Below are 15266 nucleotides of genomic sequence, written 5' to 3' on the forward strand. Positions count from 1 at the left end.
GGGTATCGTCGGCAGCGTCAGAGGTGTATAAGAGACAGCACCGGCCCGGCACCCCCGGGCCCCGCCAGGCCGGCGCAGCACGGCGTCACCGGGGCGGGCCCCGCCGGGGTGCCCGCCTACGGGCAGGCCGGTGGGCGGCCGCCGGACGGCGCTCCGCCTCCGTACGGCGGCCCGACGGGTCCGGGGCGGCGCGACGGCGACAGCACGGACACCTCGCGCTCCCGATCGCGGAGCGTGCTCATCGGCGTCGTGGCGAGCCTGCTGGCGCTGGGCGCGGCCGTCGGCACCACCCTCTACCTCAACCGCGACCCGGCCTCGGGAGACGACGCCCGCTCCGTCACGACCGCCACCCGCTCGTCCCCCGCCGGCGCCGAGTCGTCCCCGGCCGGGACCGGCGAGCCTCCCGCAGAGACGACCACGCCGCCCGAGAAGACGACGCCGCCCACGGAGGCGGCCACCTCAGCCTCCGAGAGCGAGCCGCCCACCCCGGAGCCCGGCGGCGGCCTGGAGATCCCCGCGGCCTTCGCGGGCACCTGGTCGGGCCACGTCACCAGCACGAACCCCGCCGACGCCGACGGCTCCGAGAACAAGGTGACGCTGAAGAAGGGCGAGTCCACCGCGGCCTGGTCGGAGCAGGACCCCGACGAGAGCTGCACGGGCACCATCACCCTCACGAAGGTGGAGCGCAGCCGGCTCACCTTCACCCTGGGCCAGAACGACGGCGGCTGCATCCCCGGGACGATCTGGCTGGACCTGAAGGGCGACACGCTCGCCTACACCTGGCGCGACGTCCCCGGCCTCGGCATCGTCACGCAGACCGGCGCGCTGAAGAAGGGCTGAGTGAAAAAATCCCCCACGCCTCTGAGCTGCGCGTGGCGAATTTCTTCGGCAAAACCCTTCGACTTCTGCGGGCTCGAAGTAGATCATTAGTGCTATGTCTGTCATCAAGGAGGTGCCGTTCCCCAGTCCGGACTCGTCAGAGCTGCCGATGAACATCTGGATCGACGACGCCGACTCCGCCATCGACGTCATCGACGCCTTGGCGCTGTCGCCGTTCGCGACGGGCGCGCAGCCCTGGTCTCGCCTGGCCAATCTGGAGCGCGTACGCCCTGATGCCTCGCTGAGCCCCGCCGGGGGACGCGTGCTGCGTACCGCGCGGGTGGAGGACGGCTCCGAGTCGCGGCTCATCTGCGGCGACGGCTGGACCCTGCGCGTCATCCGCCACCGCAACCGCACGGCCACCGTGAGCGTGACGGCCGTCAACGAAGACCTGGCCAGGACCGTGCTCCAGGAGAGCATCGACGGCGCCGAAGAGGCCGTGCCGGACGTCGACCACGTCGAGATGGGCTTCTGGTGGCGCGGCATGCACGGCGGCACCCGTTCGGAGAAGCCGATCACGGCCCAGCCCTGGGACGAGATCAGCCCGAACTACTCGGCCAAGGTGCGCCCGTCCCTCGACCGGCTGATGTCGATCAACCCGGCAGACGTGAACGGCCGCCTCATCCTCCTGCACGGCCAGCCCGGCACCGGCAAGACGACGCTGCTGCGCTCGCTGGCCAAGCAGTGGCGCGACTGGTGCCAGGTGGACTGCGTGCTCGACCCCGAGCGCCTGTTCAACGAGCCCGGCTACCTGATGGAGGTGGCCGTCGGCTACGACACCGACGAGGATGCCCAGCGCTGGCGGCTGCTGGTCCTGGAGGACTGCGACGAGCTGATCAGCGCGGGCGCCAAGGCGCAGGCGGGCCAGGGTCTGTCGCGCCTGCTCAACCTCACCGACGGCCTGCTGGGCCAGGGCCGCGACGTGCTGGTGGCGATCACCACGAACGAGGACCTGACCCGGCTCCACCCCGCCGTCGTCCGTCCGGGCCGCTGCCTGGCGCAGGTGGAGGTCGGGCCGCTGAGCAAGGAGGAGGCCGTCACCTGGCTCGGCACGTCGCAGGGCGTGGGGCCGTCCGGGGCGACCCTCGCCCAGCTGTACGCCCTGCGCGCGGGCCGTGAGATCACCGCGCCCGGCGTGGACGAGTCCACCGGCCTCTACCTCTGACCTTCCGCGCCCCGCCGCCCGAGCCGCACCGGCCGCCGGGCGGCCGGGCGCGCGAAGGCGCTCACGGGCCCGTCACGCCGCCGCCCGCAGGCCCATCCCAAGGTCGTTCGCCGGCCCGTCACGAGGTTGAGCGCCGGCCAGTCAGGAGGTCGTTCGCCGGCCGGTCACGGGGTGGTCGCCTCGACCGGGACGCGGGCGGCGATCCTGGCCGCCAGCACGTGCTTGCAGGGCCCGCGCGAGCCGCGGTGGTCGTACCACCACGGGCACGTGCACTCCCCGCCGCCGAGGCCGACCCGGCGCACCCCGCCGTCGGTCGTCACCTCGGCCGCGTCCCCCGCCAGCAGCCGGACGGCGCCGGCGGCCACCAGCGCGCGGGCCGCCGTGAGCCGGGGGTTGAGCTCGGCCACCTGCTCCTTGTCGTAGGGCAGCTCCCGGTGGAAGTGGGCCGCATCGTGCAGGTCGTAGCCGACCCGCCCGGCCGTGCCGAGCTGGGTGAGGGCGGCGCGAACGCGCTCGACGGGCAGCCCGGAACGCTCGGACAGCAGCCCCAGCTCGACCGTGGGCTCGAAGTTGAGCAGCATGCCCACCACGTCGGCGTCGGCCGCGGCGTCGTCGGTGGCCAGGTCGGACAGCACCGCGCCCTCGCCGGAGAAGCCGCGGTGCGGCTCGGGCGAGACGGCCAGCGTGTAGCGCATGCCGGGCAGCTCCAGCTCCCACGCCCCGGCCGTGGAGGAGCCGTCGGCGGGGCCGTAGACGCGCAGCGCCTTGGCGAACCTGAGCAGCGGCATCAGGGTGGCGATCCGCCCGGTGCCCGACAGGCAGACGCCGCCGCGCCCGGGGCTCGCGGAGACGCGCAGGTCACGGCCCGCGGGGACGGCCCAGACGGTGGATCGGGCGGCGCGGGGCAGCGAGCGCAGGAAGCGTACGGCGTGCGGCCCGCTCAGCTCGGCCCGCAGGTCGAACCCGGCCGCGATCACCTGCACCTCGGCGAACCCGCGCAGCCACCGCGACGGCAGCGGCACCTTCTTCTCCACGACGGCGCCGTCGAGCGTGGTGACGGTCAGCTCGTCGGGCCCGACCCCGAGGTGGAGCGGGTCACGGCCGCCCACCCTGGCCAGCGCCTCGCGCAGCGGGCCGTTGACGTCGACGTTGGTCGTGCCCCGGTCGAGCACGTCGCCGTCGAGCTCCAGCACGTCGAGCCGGGCGTAGACGCCGCCGCAGGCCGAGAACGACTCGAACCGCAGCCGCCCGCCGTCGCAGGTCACCACGGGGTCGCGCGTCCAGCCCGGCCTGGGCTGGTGGTAGCGGGTGAGCGCGACGTCGGCCACGGCCAGCAGCCCGGCCGCGGCGGGCGCCGCCTGGGAGAGCAGGCCGCTGAAGAACCTGGGGTGGGCCTGCGGGCCGGACAGCGCCGTCCCGCCCGACGTCGAGAGGCCGAGTCTGCCGCCGGCCAGCACCGAGGGCCCGGCGTAGGAGTATGCCTGTACCGCGTGAGTCATGCCCGAACCATAGAGATCATCACCGACACAATCGGGCTGGTACGTAAACCATCCGATGTGTGACATGGAGTACGAAAGCACAATGGGGCTGGTGCTCACCGTCGATCTGGCCCGCGTCGCCTACACCCGCCTGCCCGTGCCCGGCGACACCGGAGGCACGGACGACGGCGTGTGGACCGGTGAGGAGTGCCCGATCGGGTTCGCGGCCACGCAGCTCGTGCCCTCGTGGACCGCGCGCACCCCGCCCGGCTCCTGGATCGAGGTCGCGTTGCGGGCGTGGACCGCGGCGGGCACCCGTACCAAGTGGTTCGTCATGGGGCGCTGGTCCGAGCACGGCGATCCGCGCACGTCGGTGGCCGGCCAGGGCGACGATGACGGCGACGTGGCGGTGGACACGTTCGTGGCCAGGCGGCCGGTGGTGGCGTACCAGGTGCGGGTCACCTGGCACGGCACAGGCGCGCGGGTGACCGGCCTCGGTGTGATGGCCTCGGCGCTGCCGCAGCGCCCGATCGTGCCGAGCGCCTGCGCGGCGGCCGTGCCCGTGGAGCTGGCGGTGCCCCGGCACTCGCAGCACACCCACGCCGGGCACCACCCGCAGTGGGACGGCGGGGGCGCGAACTGGTGCAGCCCCGCCTCGATCGCCATGGTGCTCGGCTTCTGGGGGCGCGGCCCGGCCCCGGACGAGCTGGCGTGGGTGGGCGACGGCGATCCCGCGCCGATCGTGGACCACGCGGCCATGGGCACCTATGACGAGAGCTACCAGGGCACCGGGAACTGGCCGTTCAACGTGGCCTATGCCGGGCGGTTCGGGCTGAACGGGTTCGTGACGCGGCTGCGGTCGGCGGTGGATCTGGAGCGGTTCGTCCGGGCCGGGATCCCGGTGATCACGTCGCAGTCGTTCAAGGCGCACGAGCTGCCCGGCTCCTGCTACTCCACCAACGGGCACATCCTGGTCGTCACCGGCTTCACCGCCGGGGGCGACGTCGTCGTGAACGACCCTGCCGCGCCGGACGAGGCCGAGGTGCGCAGGGTCTATCCGCGGGCCGCCTTCGAGAACGTGTGGCTCAGGAGCTCGGGCAGCGGCGGCATCGCGTACATCCTGCATCCGCCCGAGCATCCCCTTCCTCCCTGTACCAACGGCAATTGGTGAAGATTGATGAGTATTCGACCTATCGACGTGGCCCGTACCGACGGCGGCCCCCAGTGGGTGGAGGCGGTGGCCACGCCCTCGGGCGTCGAGGTCTGGTGGGACGAGCCGCGCCCGCACGAGGGCGGCCGGCGCTGCGTGGTGCGCCGCCTGCCCGACGGCTCCCGCACGGACGCGCTGCCCCCCGGCTGGAACGCGCGCAACCGGGTGATCGAGTACGGCGGCCGCTCCTGGCGGCCGTTGCCGGGCGGCGGCCTCGTCTTCACGAACTGGTCCGACCAGCGCCTCTACCGCCTCGGCGGCACGGCGGAGACCCCGGTGCCGATCACCCCAGAGGGCCCGTCCCGGTACGCCGACCTCTACCTCCCGCCGGGCCGCGACGAGGTGTGGGCCGTGCGGGAGACGGACACCGTGCGCGACCTGGTGGCGGTGCCGCTGGACGGCGGACCGGTCAGGGTCATCGTCAAAGCCCACCATTTCCTGATGAATCCCCGCATTTCCCCTGACGGGCGGCATGTCGCCTGGATCGGCTGGGACCACCCGAACATGCCCTGGGACGGCACCGAGCTCTGCGTGGCCCCGCTCGGCGCGGACGGCACGGCGGGCGCGCACCGGGTGGTCGCCGGCGGCCCCGAGGAGTCCGTCGCCCAGGCCGAATGGCGCGACGCCGCCACCCTGTACGCGGCCACCGACCCCACCGGCTGGTGGAACATCCACCTCGTCAGCGTCGACGGCTCCCCCGGCGTCAACCTCACGCCGATGGAGCAGGAGTTCGGCGGCGCGGCCTGGAAGCCCGGCCTGAGCTATTTCGCGATCGCCGACGACGGCCGCCTGGCCGTCGTGTACGGGACCGCCGACCTCCGCCGCCTGGGCGTGCTCGACCCGGCGACCGGCGAGCTGCGCGAGGTCGGGGGCGAGGCCACCCACTGGTCCTCGACCGTCTCCGTCGCGAGCGGCCCCGCGGGTGAGGTGCGGGCCGCGGCCGTGGGCGCGACGCCGTACACGCCGCTGGAGGTGCGCCTGGTCGACCTGGACTCGGGCGCGCACGAGACCGCGTCCGCGCCGAAGCCGCTGCCGCCGCGCGACCTGCTGCCCACCCCGGAGGCCGTGACGATCGAGGACGTGCACGCGCATCTCTACCCGCCGTCCGGGGCCCAGGGACCGGGCCCGTACGTGATCTTCGTGCACGGCGGCCCGACCGGCAACCTGCCGATCATGCTCGACCTGGAGATCGCGTACTTCACGAGCCGGGGCCTGGGCGTGGCGGTGGTGAACTACGGCGGATCGACCGGCTACGGCCGGGCCTACCGGGAGCGGCTGCGCGACCAGTGGGGCGTGGTGGACGTACAGGACTGCGCCAAGGTGGCCAGGGGCCTGGTCGAGCTGGGCCGGGCCGACGCCGCGAAGATCGCCATCCGGGGCGGCAGCGCGGGCGGCTGGACCACGGTGGCGGCGCTGGTGCACAGCGACGTGTTCGCGGGCGGGGTCGCGCACTACGCGATCACCGACCCGGAGAGCTGGGCGGCCGAGACGCACGACTTCGAGTCCCGCTATCTGGACGGACTGGTGGGCCCGCTGCCCGAGACCCGGCAGCGCTATGTCGAGCGCTCCCCGCTGCTGAACGCCGCCAAGTCCTCGGGCCCGTGCCTGATGCTGCACGGCCTGGAGGACGCGATCGTGGACGTGAGCCAGGCCGAGCGCTTCACCGCCGAACTGGACAAACATGGCAAACAGTGGGCCTTGCTGACCTTCCCCGGTGAGCAGCACGGCTGGCGCAGGGAGGAGACTATCGTCGCGGTGCTGGAGGCCGAGCTGGCCTTCTACGGGCTGATCTTCGGCATGGAGACGCCCGGCGTGCCGCCTTTGACACTGAAGGGGAGAGCGTGAAGAGCGTTGCCGAGATCTGCTCGGATCTGATCAGGTTCGACACCACCAATCCGGGCTCGGGCGAGCGCCCGGCGGCCGAGTACGTGGCCACGTTGCTGTCGGACGCGGGCCTGGAGCCGGTGGTGTTCGAGTCGGCGCCGAAGCGGACCACGGTGGTGGCCAGGATCGACGGCGACTCCCCCGACGCGTTGCTCGTGCACGGCCACCTGGACGTGGTGCCGGCCGACCCGGCCGAGTGGCGGATGCACCCGTTCTCCGGCGAGATCACCGACGGCTGCGTGTACGGCCGGGGCGCGGTCGACATGAAGGGCTCGTGCGCGATGACCCTCGCGACCGTGCTCGACCTGGCCGCGCGGGGCGTACGGCCGAAGCGGGATCTGGTGCTGGCGTTCCTGGCGGACGAGGAGGCCACCGGCGACTTCGGCTCCCGGCACGCGGTGAGCGAGCACCGGGAGCTGTTCGACGGCGTGACCGAGGCGATCAGCGAGTCCGGCGGCTTCAGCGTGGCCTCGGGCGAGCACCGCGTCTACCCCATCGCGGTCGGCGAGCGCGGCACCGCCTGGATGCGGCTCACCGCGCACGGCGTGGCCGGGCACGGCTCCAGGCCGCCGGTGGACAACCCGGTCGCCACGCTGGTGCAGGCGCTGTCGCGGGTGGCCGCCTACCAGTGGCCGGTACGCCTGACGCCGTCGGTCGCCGCGCTCGTCCAGGAGCTGTCGGAGATCACCGGGCAGCCGATCGACCTGGACCGGCTGGACGCGGAGGCGGCCCGGCTCGGCCCTCTGGGCAGCCTGTTCAAGAGCCAGATCCGCAACTCGGCGAACCCGACGATGCTGGATGCGGGCTACAAGGTCAACGTGGTGCCCTCGACCGCCGGGGCGCACGTGGACGGGCGCTACCTGCCGGGGCTGCAGGAGGAGTTCCTGACGACGATCGACGAGCTGCTGGGGCCGAAGATCACCCGGGAGTTCGTCAACCTGGAGGAGGCGCCCGACGCGCCGTACCCGTCGGCGTTCTTCGACGAGCTGGCCGGCTCTCTGGTGGCCGAGGACCCGCTGGCCAGGCCGGTCCCGTACGTGATGAGCGGCGGCACCGACGCGAAGTCGTTCGCCCGGATCGGCATCAAGGGGTACGGCTTCGCGCCGCTCATGCTCCGGCCGGACCTGGACTACTTCGGCATGTTCCACGGCAAGGACGAGCGGGTGCCGGTGGAGGGCCTGGAGTTCGGCACCAGGGTGCTGACCCGGCTGCTCACCTGAGGGGCGGGCCGAACCAGGCGGTGAGCGCGCCGCCCAGCCCGTCGCGCCCGCCCGGCCTGTCGTCCCCGCCCGGCGCGGCGTGCCCGCTCGGCGCGGCGTGCCCGCTCGATGTGGCGTGCCCGCTCGTCCAGGCGACGTAGCCGTCGGGGCGTACCAGCAGGAGGCCCGTGCCGCCGGGGACGGCGGCGCGGGCGGTCCCCACCCGGTCGCGATGCCCGGCCACGGCCGCCTCCAGCCCGTCCGTCCCCTCCCCGCCCGACAGATCGACCAGCAGCCCGCGCCCGTCCCCCAGCGACGCGGTGAGCGCCCGCGTGCCCTCGGCCCCCGGCACCCGTACCTCCATCGGCGGCGCGAACCGCCCGACGTGCGGATCGGGCGAGCCGGGCGCGTAACCGATCCCCGTCCCGTCGACCATCTCCGAGAAGTACCGCTTGGCGTCCGGCAGCTCCAGCACCTCGGACAGGACCTCCCGCAGGGCGTCCACCTGCGGCCCCGGCCGCATCAGCGCGACCTGGGCCTTGGTGTTGCGCAGCACCCTGGCCGCCACCGGGTGCCGCTCGGCGGTGTAGCCGTCCAGCAGGGCGCGCGGCGCGAGCCCGCGCGCGACCAGGGCGAGCCGCCACCCGAGGCTGATCGCGTCCTGCAGCCCCAGGTTCAGCCCCTGCCCGCCGATGGGCGAGTGCACGTGCGCCGCGTCCCCCGCCAGCAGCACCCGCCCCTTCACGTACGTCTCCGCGTGCCGCGTGTTGTCGCTGTACCGGATGCCGGTCTCCAGCCGGTTGACGACCACGTCGAGCCCGGTGACGCGGCGCAGGCTGGCCTCCAGCTCGGCGGCCGTCATCGGCGCGTCCCTCTCGTCCGGCCCGCCGCCGAACTCGATGGTGGCGATCTCCCCCGGCACCAGCGACAGGTTGACCAGGCCGCCCGGGGAGCGCAGCGACGAGGACAGCGCCCCCGGATCGGCCAGCTCGGCCACGGCGGTGCGCCCGGTCATGGTCGGCGGCGTGCCCTCGAACGCGAACCCCGTCCGCTTGCGCACCACGCTGCGCCCGCCGTCGCACCCGGCCAGGTAGGAGCCCCGCACGGTCCGCCCGTCCGCGAGCGTGGCGACGACGCACGACTCCTCCTGTACGACGTCCGTCACCTCGCTGCCCGGCAGGATCCGCACGCCCATCGCGGTGGCGCGCTCGGCCAGGATGGCCTCCAGGCTGTCCTGGCCGAGCATCAGGTATTCGGCGCCCCCGCCCGCCTCCAGCAGCGGCAGCCCGCTGAAGTGCCCTCTGACCATGCCCTTCTCCAGCACCTCGACCATGAGGGCGACGACGTCGCCCTCGGCCGACGGCGAGCGGCGCCCGCGCAGCTCGTCGAGCATCGCCCACTGCGCCTCGGCCACCGGCTCCGCCAGGCCGCGCAGGGCCAGCGACTGGACGGTGCGGGCGTTGAGCGAGCGCAGGCCCAGGCTGCGCGTACGTCGCTGGTCGCCCGTTGCCGCCTCCAGGACCAGCGGGTCCACGCCGCCCAGCTTGAGCTCGCACGCCAGCAGCAGCCCCACGGGGCCGCCGCCGACGATGATCACGTCGGTCATCCCGATCTCCTTACTTACAGCGTATGCTTACGTCGTAAGTAGAACACATACACCGTAAGCTTTGTCAACCGGGAACGGACGAGAGGAGCGCGAGGTATGGCACGGCGCGAGCCGCTGAACAGGGACAAGGTGCTGGACGCGGCCCTGGTGCTGGCCGACGAGGAAGGGCTGGAGGGCCTGTCCATGCGGCGGCTGGCGAAGTCGCTCGGCGTCGAGGCGATGTCGCTCTACAACCACGTCTCCAACAAGGCGGACCTCCTCGACGGGATCGCCGAGCGGGTGTTCTGCCAGGTCGAGCGGCCCGATCCGGCACTCCCCTGGCCGGACCGGGTGCGCCAGGTGACGCTGAGCATGTACCGGGTGTTCGGCCGCCATCCGGTGCTGCCGATGATTTTGGCCACCGACCAGGCGAATCCGACCTCCGTACGCGCGCTCCAGCCGCTCGACGACCTGGTCGGCGCGCTGTTCGCGGCGGGGTTCGACGACGTGGGCGCGTGGCGGGCGCTGGGCGCGGTGAATGGGCTGGTGTTCGGGTCGCTGGTCCTGACCACCGGCGGGTTCACCGGCGATCCCGGGGTGCACGCGGGCCAGCACCAGGTCGGGGCGTACATCCGCGAGCTCGACCCGGTGGCGCTGCCGCACTTCAGCAGGCTGCTGCGCGGGACGCGGGCGGGAGTGGACACCATCGCCGACTTCGAGCACGCGCTGAACATGCTGATCGAAGGACTCGTCGCCGAAGCGGGCCGGACGAAGCTCGCTTCAAAGTCGCCAAATTAGTGGAACAAATCATTCCGTTCTGTTAGGGTGGAGACACCACGAAAGGGGACTCACCGATGAGCGAAACCACTGTCAGCGGCTGGAACATCCTGGACGCCGCGCACGAGGCCCTGCGCCAGGCCGTCGCCGGAGTGCCCGCCGACGGCTGGGACCTGCCGACGCCGTGCGCCGGCTGGACCGTCACCCAGGTCCTCCAGCACGCGGCCGGCGACCAGATCGGCTTCGCGTCCGCACTCACCGGGGAGCCCGGGCCGTCGTTCGACCCGTTCGACCCCACGGGCGAGCGGGTCGCGGACCCGGCCGCGTTCGCCGAGGACGCGATCACGCGTTCGGCGACGGCGTGGGCGGGCGTCGACCGGGACGCCGCCGAGGTGCCGACCCCGGTGCCGCCGCACAAGATGTCCCCGTGGTCGGCCTCGACCGCCTGCGCGCTGGACGCGGGCGTGCACGCCTGGGACATCGCCGTCGCGACGGGCCGGCCCTCGCCCCTCACGCCCGAGATGGCCCGGCCGCTGCTCCAGGTGGCCAGGGAGATCGTCGAGCCGCTGCGCGCCTGGGGCGCCTACGCCCCTGCGGTGGAGCCGGTGGCGGGCGACGACGACGTGGCCGCGCTCCTGCGCTACCTGGGCCGCGACCCCCACTGGACCGCCGCCTCCTGAGCCGGCCCTGAGCTCACCGTGCCCCCGCAGCGCGCGGGGGCACGGCGGACCGCTCAGCCGGGACGGGGCTCAGCCTGGGCGCCTGATCGTGCGCCGCACGGCGAAGACGCCCAGGGCCGCCGAGGCGACCACCAGGATCCCCGCCTCCGTCCACTGGAACCGCCAGAACCGGGTCGGCGGATGGTAGTACACCGCGAACCGGTACCCCTTGCCGAACAGGCACTCCTGCCAGGCGTCCGCGTTCTTGCTGCTGCGGCCCGCGTCCACCCGCCGCGCGCAGCCGGTCCCCGCCGGGTCGGCGACCTCCTTCCCCGAGGGCTCGACCCAGGCCACGCTCACGAGCCGGGCGTCGGGGTCGTCCAGCACCACCGAGTCCCGCAGCTCCACCCGGGCCGGTTCGGCGTAGTGGTCGCTCACCGCGAACAGCACGAACATCGCCGCCGCCACCCCGGCCACGACCAGGGCCATCGCGGGCAGCGTACGCCGGAACAGCGTCCCCGCCGCCGTCCCGAGCGCGAACGCGAACAGCCACCACGCGGCCGGCGCCACCCCGACCATGTTGAAGACGCCGACGTTCCCGAACGAGGAGTCGATCCCGTCCCTGAACACGGGCCGCCACAGGCTCACCATCAGCGACAGCAGCAGCCCGCCGGCCACGACCGCGCCGCCCAGCACCGACAGCTTCACCGCCAGCCACCGCCCGACCGGCACCGCCTGGGTCCAGGCCAGCCGGTGGGTGCCGCGCTCGTACTCGCGGCCGAGCAGCGGCGCACCCCAGAACGCGCCGATCAGCGCGGGCAGCACCAGCGGCATCCAGCCGAAGATCGAGTAGATGGCGTCGTAGCGCCGCCCCAGCGCCACTTCTAGGTCCCCGCAGGCCACGGCGGGTCCCGGGCACCCGGGCGGGGCATGGCTCGCGACGTACAGCCCGGCCTCCACCGCCGAGCCCAGCAGCAGCACGCCGAGCAGCGCCAGGAAGGCCCCCGTCATGAGAATCTGCGCCCGGTGCTGGCGCCAGGTCAGCCAGATCACGCGCCCACCCCCGCGAGCCCGGGCAGCGCCGCCGACTCCGGGCTGCGCAGGTAGGCCATGACCAGCTCCTCCAGGCCCGGCCGCCGCGCCCGCCAGCGCGGGTCCAGGACGGGCGCGCCCCTGACGAGCAGGGCGACCTGCCGCGGCGTACGGCTCGCGCTCACGACGGCCGCACCGCCCAGCCCGCCGGCCACCGGCTTCCCGTCAGGTGACCCTCCGCCCGCCAGCTCGACGGGGCCGGTCAGCGCCACGTGCCCGTCGAGCAGCTCCTCGATGCCGCCGCTGACCTGGAGCCGCCCGCCGTTCAGCACGATGAGCCAGTCGCAGGTCTCCTCCAGGTCGGAGACGACGTGCGAGGACAGCAGCACGGTGAGCTCCCGCCGCGCCACCTCGGCCATGATCGTGCGCATCACGTCGTGCCTGGCCAGCGGGTCCAGATTGGCCAGGGGCTCGTCGAGCACGAGCAGATCGGGCCGCCTGGCCAGCGCCAGCGTGAGCGCCACCTGCGCCTGCTGCCCGCCCGACAGCCGGCCCACCTTGCGGTCGAGCGGGATGCCGAGCGTCCCGAGCCGGTCGAGCGCGGCCCGGTCGTCCCATCGGGTGTTCATCCGGCGGCCGAACGCGAGCGTCTCGGCGACCGTGAAGCTCTCGTACAGCGGCTTGTCCTGGGCCACGAACGCCACCTCGCCGCGCACCCGTACGCCGCCTCGCGAGGGGCGCAGCAGGCCGACGGCGGCGAGCATGAGCGTGGTCTTGCCCGCCCCGTTGGGGCCGACGAGCGCGGCGACCCGCCCGGCGGGCACGGCCAGCGAGCAGTCCCGCAGCGCCCACGCGCGGCGGTAGCGCACGCCGAGCCCGGCCGCCTCCAGCACCGGCCTCACGCCACGCCCTCCTTGGCCGCGTCGGCGAGGACCGCGGTGAACAGCACCCGCAGATCCTCCTGGTCCAGCCCGGCCGCGGCGGCCTCGCGCACCCACTGCTCCAGCCCGCGCCGCAGCCGGGTGTGGTCGGCCAGCGTCGCGCCGCCGACCGCCTGCCGCACGAACGTCCCCATCCCCGGCCGGGCCGCCACCAGCCCCTCCCGCTCCAGCTCGCGGTACGCCTTGAGCACGGTGTTGGGGTTGATGGCCAGGCTGTCGACGACCTCGCGAGCGGTGGGCAGCTTGTCACCCGGCCGCAGCGTGCCGAGCCTGAGCGCGTGTTTCACCTGGTGCACGAGCTGGAGGTAGGTCGACACGCCAGAGCCGCGGTCGAGGTGGAACTCGATCACCAAAACACCCTTTCACTAATCGAATAGTGAAAGGGTGTTGGAGATGATCGCCGTTTGTCAACTCACGCGAACTTGGTCTTCGGACGCTCCTGCAGCTCGCCGTCGAGGTAGATGTCGAGCTTCTCGTTGTAGAACGCGATCAGCCCGGCGACCCGCTCGCTCTCCGGGAGCGGCGTCGGGTAGGACCAGGCCAGGTCCTCCTTGCCGTTGACCTTCCAGTATTCCGCGCTGCCCTTGTAGGGGCAGTGGGTCACGGTGCCGGTGTGTTCGAGCAGGTCGAGACGTACGTCCGTCTTCGGCAGGTAGTAGCGGGCCGGCAGGCCGGTCTCGAAGAGGATGCGCGGGCTGCGGGAGTCGGCCACGGTGACGCCGTCCACCTCGACCCGCACGTGCCGCGAGCTGGGCAGGATGTCCACCCGCGTGTACGGGTCGCGCGGGTGGAAGTAGACCTGCTCGTCCTCCTCGAACCAGGCGTCCATCGCGTCCCACTCGAAACGGACGTGCCCTCGGATCTGCTCCAGCGGCGAGTCGGGATAGACGAGCGCCGCGTCGGCGGCCTCCGCGGTGCCGGACGTGACCGTGTGCAGGACGGCCTCGCCCCGGCTCGGGGAGTGCTTCGTGGCCCCCGTGGCCTTGAGCGCGGACTCGTCCACGTCCTCCAGCGGGATGTAGTAGGTGGGATAGTACGGAACTTCCCACACCAGCAGGGCGGAAGTGGTGTCGGCCACCACTCGGCCGCCGAGGTAGGTCCTCACACGCTTGGCCGTGCGCTCGACGCGTACCCGGCCGCGGTTCGTGGCATCCATGCACGCGAAAACCCCCGCGGCGGCGCCCCTATTCCACCTCCCGCGAGGGCGGCCGGCAGGCCCTCAGCCGACGCCGAAGGCGGCCAGGGTCGCCCAGGTGGTCAGGGTGCCGACCACGGCTCCCGCCAGCACCTGGGCCCATGTGTGGTGCGTGAGGCGTACCCTCGCCCAGCACACCAGCCCCACGACGGCCGCGCCGAGGAGGGCGGCGGGCCAGACGGGCAGGACGTGGGTGAGCACCACGACCGTGCCGGCGGAGACGGCGGCGTGGAAGGAGATCTTCCAGCGCAGCGTGATCGGGACGGTCACCGCCAGCGCGACCAGCATCGCGGTCACGGTGGCGACCAGCAGCGTCGGGGCACCCATCACCACCAGCAGCGCCAGCGCCACCAGGACGGCGGCGACCGCGGCGAGCAGCGGGCCGGTGCGGCGGGCGCGGTCCACGATGTGATGCGAGTCGAGGCGGCCCGAGCGCACGCCCAGGGCGATCACCGCCGCGGGGACGCCGCCGCAGAACGCCGAGGCCACCAGCCCCCAGGCCGCCCCGCTCCACCCCTGAGCCAGCAGGCCGACGGCGGGCGGCATGACGATCACCAGCACTTGGGGTGCCAGCAGGTTCGTCACCCGTTTCGCGACAAGGTCGGCCGTCATGTCAGGAAAGATTACGCGATCATGGCACCCAGCCCGGCCCCGCCCTTCCGGAAGCCCAGATCGACGGGGAACGAGCGCCTTTCCGGGAAGCTCAGCGCGCCGGGAGATGGGCCGAGCCCGCCCGGAAAGGCGTGATGTACCGGAGAATGAGGGGAGGGGATCAGCCCTTTCCTGCCGCGTTCACGATGCGGGTGGTCGAGCGGTCCGGGATCGCCTCCAGCTCCCAGCACTCCGCTCCCAGGATCGCCGCCGCGGCGGCGCGGCCGCCCGCGTGCGGGTCGCCGGCCGTGTGCGCGAGCGCCCCCGGCCGCATCGGCGCGAGCAGGTCGATGTACTCCTCGGGCCCGTGCGCCTCGGGCGGCCCCGTCACGATGAACACCCCGGCCACGAAGCGGAGCGCGGCCAGCACCTCGGCCCGCTCCCCCGCCGGGTTGAACGGCCGGGTCGGCCCCTTCCAGGCTCGTACGCGCGGATCGTCCTCGACCCCCACGACGAGCGGCAGCCCGCGTTCGGCCACCGCGCCCAGGTAGCGCACGTGGCCCACGTGCAGGATGTCGAAGACGCCGGTCACCACCGCCGCCCCGGACCTGTCGTACGGCTGCACCCAGACGGCCTCCAGGCTGCTCACGCGACCTCCCCCAACGGCCGGG

Annotated in this window: 14 protein-coding genes and 1 pseudogene; 7 read left to right on the forward strand and 8 right to left on the reverse strand. The window is 73.4% G+C overall.

The window, feature by feature from the left end:
• Together ETD85_RS63345 and ETD85_RS29620 are read left to right on the forward strand one after the other, a co-directional pair.
• A pseudogene (locus tag ETD85_RS63345) lies at positions 1-840 on the forward strand (hypothetical protein); the annotation flags it as partial.
• Between the two features lie 94 nt (positions 841-934).
• Positions 935-2044: a DUF5925 domain-containing protein gene (locus ETD85_RS29620; RefSeq protein ID WP_138693085.1), complete on the forward strand. Its 1110-nt coding sequence runs from the start codon at positions 935-937 to the stop codon at positions 2042-2044.
• A gap of 164 nt (positions 2045-2208) precedes the next feature.
• On the opposite strand, the gene ETD85_RS29625 is transcribed toward ETD85_RS29620, so the two are convergent.
• Entirely contained in the window at positions 2209-3543 is a 1335-nt protein-coding gene (locus ETD85_RS29625) for an SWIM zinc finger family protein (RefSeq protein WP_138693086.1), read from the reverse strand.
• Positions 3544-3607: 64 nt separating this feature from the next.
• On the opposite strand from ETD85_RS29625, the gene ETD85_RS29630 reads away from it, so the two are divergent.
• The 3 genes from ETD85_RS29630 to ETD85_RS29640 are packed head-to-tail and all read left to right on the forward strand — an operon-like array spanning position 3608 to position 7836.
• Positions 3608-4693 carry a C39 family peptidase gene (locus ETD85_RS29630; protein ID WP_240779517.1) on the forward strand — a complete coding sequence of 362 codons (1086 nt, stop codon included), beginning with the start codon at positions 3608-3610 and terminating at the stop codon, positions 4691-4693.
• Between the two features lie 6 nt (positions 4694-4699).
• Positions 4700-6577 (forward strand): S9 family peptidase, encoded by a 1878-nt coding sequence (locus ETD85_RS29635; protein WP_170246902.1) that lies wholly within the window; start codon positions 4700-4702, stop codon positions 6575-6577.
• Positions 6574-7836 (forward strand): M20/M25/M40 family metallo-hydrolase, encoded by a 1263-nt coding sequence (locus tag ETD85_RS29640; RefSeq protein WP_138693087.1) that lies wholly within the window; start codon positions 6574-6576, stop codon positions 7834-7836. Before ETD85_RS29635 ends, ETD85_RS29640 begins: the two co-directional genes overlap by 4 nt.
• Here ETD85_RS29640 and ETD85_RS29645 read toward each other — a convergent pair.
• Positions 7829-9421 carry an FAD-dependent monooxygenase gene (locus ETD85_RS29645; protein ID WP_138693088.1) on the reverse strand — a complete coding sequence of 531 codons (1593 nt, stop codon included), beginning with the start codon at positions 9419-9421 and terminating at the stop codon, positions 7829-7831. The two genes, ETD85_RS29640 and ETD85_RS29645, sit on opposite strands and share 8 nt — an antisense overlap.
• Before the next feature lie 96 nt (positions 9422-9517).
• Between ETD85_RS29645 and ETD85_RS29650 the strand changes: the two genes are divergently transcribed.
• Together ETD85_RS29650 and ETD85_RS29655 are read left to right on the forward strand one after the other, a co-directional pair.
• Positions 9518-10198, forward strand: coding sequence for a TetR/AcrR family transcriptional regulator (locus ETD85_RS29650; protein ID WP_138693089.1), 681 nt, complete (start codon positions 9518-9520; stop codon positions 10196-10198).
• A 56-nt stretch (positions 10199-10254) separates the two neighbouring features.
• Positions 10255-10857 (forward strand): TIGR03086 family metal-binding protein, encoded by a 603-nt coding sequence (locus tag ETD85_RS29655; protein WP_138693090.1) that lies wholly within the window; start codon positions 10255-10257, stop codon positions 10855-10857.
• 69 nt (positions 10858-10926) lie between these two features.
• Here the strand turns inward: ETD85_RS29655 and ETD85_RS29660 are convergent, their stop codons facing one another.
• The 6 genes from ETD85_RS29660 to ETD85_RS29685 all read right to left on the reverse strand — a co-directional run bounded on the left by ETD85_RS29660 (position 10927) and on the right by ETD85_RS29685 (position 15244).
• Positions 10927-11889 carry an ABC transporter permease gene (locus tag ETD85_RS29660; RefSeq protein ID WP_138693091.1) on the reverse strand — a complete coding sequence of 321 codons (963 nt, stop codon included), beginning with the start codon at positions 11887-11889 and terminating at the stop codon, positions 10927-10929.
• The gene (locus ETD85_RS29665) at positions 11886-12770 is read right to left on the reverse strand and encodes an ABC transporter ATP-binding protein (RefSeq protein ID WP_138693092.1); all 885 of its coding nucleotides are present in this window, start codon (positions 12768-12770) and stop codon (positions 11886-11888) included. Before ETD85_RS29665 ends, ETD85_RS29660 begins: the two co-directional genes overlap by 4 nt.
• A complete protein-coding gene (locus ETD85_RS29670) occupies positions 12767-13159 on the reverse strand; it encodes a GntR family transcriptional regulator (protein WP_138693093.1) in 393 nt (130 codons plus the stop codon). The genes ETD85_RS29665 and ETD85_RS29670 overlap by 4 nt, the downstream gene beginning before the upstream one ends.
• Before the next feature lie 62 nt (positions 13160-13221).
• Positions 13222-13965, reverse strand: coding sequence for a DUF427 domain-containing protein (locus ETD85_RS29675; protein WP_138693094.1), 744 nt, complete (start codon positions 13963-13965; stop codon positions 13222-13224).
• Between the two features lie 63 nt (positions 13966-14028).
• Complete coding sequence (locus ETD85_RS29680) at positions 14029-14616, reverse strand: phosphatase PAP2 family protein (RefSeq protein ID WP_138693095.1); 588 nt, start codon at positions 14614-14616, stop codon at positions 14029-14031.
• Between the two features lie 160 nt (positions 14617-14776).
• Positions 14777-15244 (reverse strand): adenylyltransferase/cytidyltransferase family protein, encoded by a 468-nt coding sequence (locus ETD85_RS29685; RefSeq protein WP_138693096.1) that lies wholly within the window; start codon positions 15242-15244, stop codon positions 14777-14779.
• Between the last annotated feature and the right edge of the window lie 22 nt (positions 15245-15266).

Source organism: Nonomuraea zeae (assembly GCF_005889725.1).
Taxonomy (GTDB): Bacteria; Actinomycetota; Actinomycetes; order Streptosporangiales; family Streptosporangiaceae; genus Nonomuraea; species Nonomuraea zeae.